Origin of the sequence: Rhodococcus sp. R1101 (assembly GCF_000278445.1) — a bacterium.
GTDB lineage: Bacteria > Actinomycetota > Actinomycetes > Mycobacteriales > Mycobacteriaceae > Rhodococcus > Rhodococcus gordoniae.
Genome location: NZ_AJVB01000380.1, coordinates 1 through 3,787 on the forward strand (window position 1 = coordinate 1; position 3,787 = coordinate 3,787).

The 3,787-nt window shown below is 68.3% G+C and carries 5 protein-coding genes and 1 pseudogene; 5 read left to right on the forward strand and 1 reads right to left on the reverse strand.

The features are described from left to right. A pseudogene (locus tag R1101_RS0118235) lies at nt 1–362 on the forward strand (TetR/AcrR family transcriptional regulator); the annotation flags it as partial. Between the two features lie 42 nt (nt 363–404). Here the strand turns inward: R1101_RS0118235 and R1101_RS0118240 are convergent. Further along, nucleotides 405–1,127 carry a hypothetical protein gene (locus R1101_RS0118240; protein WP_016934790.1) on the reverse strand — a complete coding sequence of 241 codons (723 nt, stop codon included), beginning with the start codon at nt 1,125–1,127 and terminating at the stop codon, nt 405–407. Nucleotides 1,128–1,235: 108 nt separating this feature from the next. Here R1101_RS0118240 and R1101_RS0118245 point away from each other — a divergent pair, with 108 nt between their 5' ends. Genes R1101_RS0118245 through R1101_RS0118260 form a run of 4 tightly spaced genes read left to right on the forward strand, consistent with a single transcriptional unit; the run spans nt 1,236 to nt 3,745 of the window. Then, nucleotides 1,236–1,766, forward strand: a complete 531-nt coding sequence (locus tag R1101_RS0118245; RefSeq protein ID WP_016934791.1) for a methylated-DNA--[protein]-cysteine S-methyltransferase — start codon at nt 1,236–1,238, stop codon at nt 1,764–1,766. Continuing rightward, the gene (locus R1101_RS0118250; protein ID WP_026003439.1) at nt 1,753–2,268 is read left to right on the forward strand and encodes an RNA polymerase sigma factor; all 516 of its coding nucleotides are present in this window, start codon (nt 1,753–1,755) and stop codon (nt 2,266–2,268) included. The genes R1101_RS0118245 and R1101_RS0118250 overlap by 14 nt, the downstream gene beginning before the upstream one ends. Then, nucleotides 2,256–2,852, forward strand: coding sequence for a methylated-DNA--[protein]-cysteine S-methyltransferase (locus tag R1101_RS0118255; protein WP_016934793.1), 597 nt, complete (start codon nt 2,256–2,258; stop codon nt 2,850–2,852). The genes R1101_RS0118250 and R1101_RS0118255 overlap by 13 nt, the downstream gene beginning before the upstream one ends. Continuing rightward, nucleotides 2,849–3,745, forward strand: coding sequence for a DNA-3-methyladenine glycosylase family protein (locus tag R1101_RS0118260; RefSeq protein WP_026003441.1), 897 nt, complete (start codon nt 2,849–2,851; stop codon nt 3,743–3,745). The genes R1101_RS0118255 and R1101_RS0118260 overlap by 4 nt, the downstream gene beginning before the upstream one ends. Nucleotides 3,746–3,787: the final 42 nt, after the last annotated feature.

Sequence of the window (3,787 nt, forward strand, 5' to 3'; positions counted from 1 at the left end):
TCCGGACGGGCACGGGCACACTCGAGGACCTCGTGCGGAACGCCATCGCGTCGTTCGTCGCGATCCTCACCGACGACCCGCGTAAGGGCCGGGTCTCGCTCATCGAGTCCGCCGGCTTCGAGCCCCTGCGCACCCACAGGCGAGCGTCGCTACGGAGTTTCGCCCAGATGGTCGCCGACGAAGCGACCCGCATGTTCGGCGACCGGGCGTGGCCGCCCGAACGCGGTGAGATCAACGGACTGCTGTTCGTCGGTGGCCTGGCCGAACTGGTCACCGCCTGGTTGAACGACGAGATCGCCATCACGCCCGACGAGATCGTCGACGCGGCGACGCACCAGTTCCTCTCCACAGCCCACAGGTAGAGCCGACCGCGGTGCGGTCGATCGTCGCCGACCGCGGTGCGGTCAATCGTCACCGTTGGTTTCCTTCTCCTCCCCACGTCGGCGCAGGAAGTTGAAGCCGGGCACGCCGACGATGGCCTGGCGGACATCCTTCGCGACGAGAAGCAGTTCGTGGATCTCGGGTGAGACGGTGTCGAGTGTGGCCATGATCGGCAGCACGGCATCCACCCGCTCGGTGATCTCGGGGAGCCGGTCGATGAGCCTGATCGCGGCGTGCAACTCCACCGCCGAGAACTCCTCGACGAACTGGGTGGCCAGCGGCGCCGCCCGATCGGCGAGAGGACGGTAGGTCTCGAGTAGCTCCGCGGCGGCATCGGAGCTGCGACCTGCGGATTCGACGACAACTCGCGCATCCGACGCCACGGTCGTCGCGTCGCGTACGACCCCGCCCGTGGAGTCGATGATCTCCGTTGCGCGGGTGACCGCGTCGGCGGCCTCCTCCACCACACCGATGGTCGAGGCGATCACCTGCGTCGCCTGTGCGACAGCCACCGATGCTCCCTCGACGATGTCGGTGGCGTCGGTGACCACGCTGTCGATGCGGCGGATCAACGACTCGACGGAGCCGATGAGTGATTCGGCGTCGTCGAGCAGGCGGTCCACCCGCGCCGGGATGGAGAGCGCGAATTCGGCGGTCTCGCGTGTGCGTCCGAGCACGGTCCGGGTGACGTCGACGAGGGAACCGGCGACCGAGAGTCCGAGCGCGGGCACAGGCAGCGAGATCATGTCGCCATAGTGCAGTACGACCGGTCATCGTGATCACGGACCTCACATTTTCGGCGTCCCGTTCGTCTACCCGGTACGGAGCACACACCGAATGGAAGGATCGAAGCCGTGACCGCATTGCGCACCCACACCGTGATCGACTCACCGATCGGCGAGCTGACGTTGGTGAACACAGACGGCGTCCTGAGCGGCGTGTACATGGCCGAGCATCGCCCCGCGCCCGATCGCACCGGTTTCGGTGAGCAGGTGGCCGATGGTTTCGACGAGGCGATCGCCCAGTTCGTGGAGTACTTCGCGGGTCGTCGCACTCGGTTCACCGTCCCGATCGCTCCCGCCGGAACCCCCTTCCAGCAGGAGGTGTGGGAGTCGCTGAAGACGATCGAGTACGGCACCACACGCACCTACTCGGAGATCGCGCTCGCCCTCGGCCGGCCCACTGCGGTACGGGCGGTGGCCGCGGCCAATGCCCGCAACCCCCTCTGCATCATCGTCCCGTGCCATCGCGTCATCGGCATCGGCGGCAAGCTCACGGGCTATGCCGGCGGCATCGAGCGCAAACGGTTCCTGCTCGACCAGGAAGCGCAGGTGCTGCGTTCCGGCGATGCCGGAGTCGCCGGCGACACCCATGTCTCTGCCTGATCACATAGTGCGGACGAGCCTCCCGCCGTTCGAGGAGGTGGTCACCCGCCACGGCGCGACGGTCCTCCGGGTCTGCCGCGCACTGCTCGGATCCGTCGACGCCGACGACGCCTGGTCCGAGACCTTCCTCGCGGCATTGCGCGCGTATCCCGAACTTCCGCCGGGCAGCAATGTCGAAGCGTGGCTCGTGACCATCGCGCACCGGAAGGCCGTCGACATCCACCGCGTGCGCGGGCGAACCCCGGTACCCACCGAGAACCTGCCCGAACCCACGTCGACCACGGGGAATCCCGGTGAGGGCGACGACGAGCTGTGGACCGCGGTTGCAGAGCTTCCCTTCACACAACGGGCGGCGTTGGTCTACCACTACGTCGGCGGCCTGCCCTACGCCGAGATCGGCACGATCCTCGGCAACAGCCCTGCTGCGGCGCGTCGCGCGGCAGCCGACGGGCGGACGGCGTTGCGTCGTCGGATCGAATACGGAACAGGATGTCGCTCATGAACTTTCCACAACCCTCGGTCGGCCCGACCGACCTCGCGTGGTTGCGGGAGAAGCTCGTACTCGACGCCGGGGCAGCCGGACTGCTCGATGTCGCGTTCCGCGTCGTCGACACCCCCGTCGGTCCGCTCCTGCTGGCCACCACCACTGTCGGACTTGTGCGGGTCGCCTACGTTGCCGACGGATCCGACGCCGTGCTCGACGAACTCTCCCGCCGGATCAGTCCGCGCGTCCTCGACGCACCGCGGCGACTCGACCCCGTTGTCCGGCAACTCGACGAATACTTCGCCGGTACCCGGACACACTTCGAACTCCCGCTCGATCTGCGTCTCGCCGACGGATTCCGCCGCGAAGTGATCACGCGACTACCCGACATCGAATACGGGCACACGGCGAGCTACGCGGAGATCGCGGCCGCTGCCGGCAGCCCTCGGGCGGTGCGGGCGGTCGGTACGGCGTGCGCGAAGAACCCACTGCCCGTGGTGGTGCCGTGCCATCGGGTGGTACGCAGCGACGGCAGTATGGGGCAGTACGTCGGGGGAGTCGACGCGAAGAAGGCACTGCTGCAACTCGAGTCGGTGGCATGACCACAACCTTTCGCATCCCGGTGGCGGAACCCGTTGCGGTGGGGCCGATGCTGGCGTCGCTGCGAAACCACACCGTTCCCGGCTACGAACAGCACGACAGCACGACCGGCACCCACCGCCGCGCGATCCGCACGAACGGCGGTGCCGCACACGTCACCGTCCGCCTCGGAGACCTGGCGATATCCGCGCTCGGGAAGGGTGGGAATGTGCGGCATCTCGAGATTCTCGTCGAGACTGCCGGTCGCGCAGATGCCGCCGACGTCGGCGACACGATACGGACGTGGCTCGATCTCGGGGTCGACCCGTCCGTCGTGGATGCGGCGTTCGCGTCCGATCCCGTGCTCGGGCCTCTCGTCCGAACCCATCCCGGTCTGCGCGTGGTCGGTACCACCGACTGGTTCGCCACCGCTGTGGCGACCGTGCTCGGGCAGCAGGTGAGTGTTGCCGCGGCGTGCACATTCGCGGGGCGTCTCGTCGCGGCGTTCGGCGACGACGCACCGGGCGGGCTGCGGTGCTTTCCCGCGCCGTACCGACTCGCGGGCGTCGAGCAGAGCGAACTGCGTGCCGTTATCGGCACAACGCGATCCCGTGCCCGCACCGTCTCCGAACTGGCCCGAGCCGTGGCCGACGGAGTGGGTCCGGAGCAGCCGTCGTTCACCGAAGATCTCCTCGCGCTCCCCGGTATCGGTCCGTGGACCGTCGACTATCTGGCCCTGCGACTCGGCGACCGCGATGCTTGTCCGTCCGGCGATCTCGTTCTCCGGCGCGCTCTGCAGGTGACGAGCGCGCGCGAAGCCGCTGAGCGGGCCGAGCAGTGGAGGCCGTGGCGGGCCTATGCCGTCACCCATCTGTGGACACACGCCACCTACTCGCCGCCGGAATCCTCGGCATAGACGGTGCGCACCGCGGTATCCATCGGGAAGCGAACCTGCGTG

What these genes read in the sequence shown, in the direction of transcription:
- R1101_RS0118240 (WP_016934790.1), bottom strand. Translation starts at nt 1,127, where the DNA reads ATGATCTCGCTGCCTGTGCCCGCGCTCGGACTCTCGGTCGCCGGTTCC.
- R1101_RS0118250 (WP_026003439.1), top strand. Translation starts at nt 1,753, where the DNA reads ATGTCTCTGCCTGATCACATAGTGCGGACGAGCCTCCCGCCGTTCGAG.
- R1101_RS0118255 (WP_016934793.1), top strand. Translation starts at nt 2,256, where the DNA reads ATGTCGCTCATGAACTTTCCACAACCCTCGGTCGGCCCGACCGACCTC.
- R1101_RS0118260 (WP_026003441.1), top strand. Translation starts at nt 2,849, where the DNA reads ATGACCACAACCTTTCGCATCCCGGTGGCGGAACCCGTTGCGGTGGGG.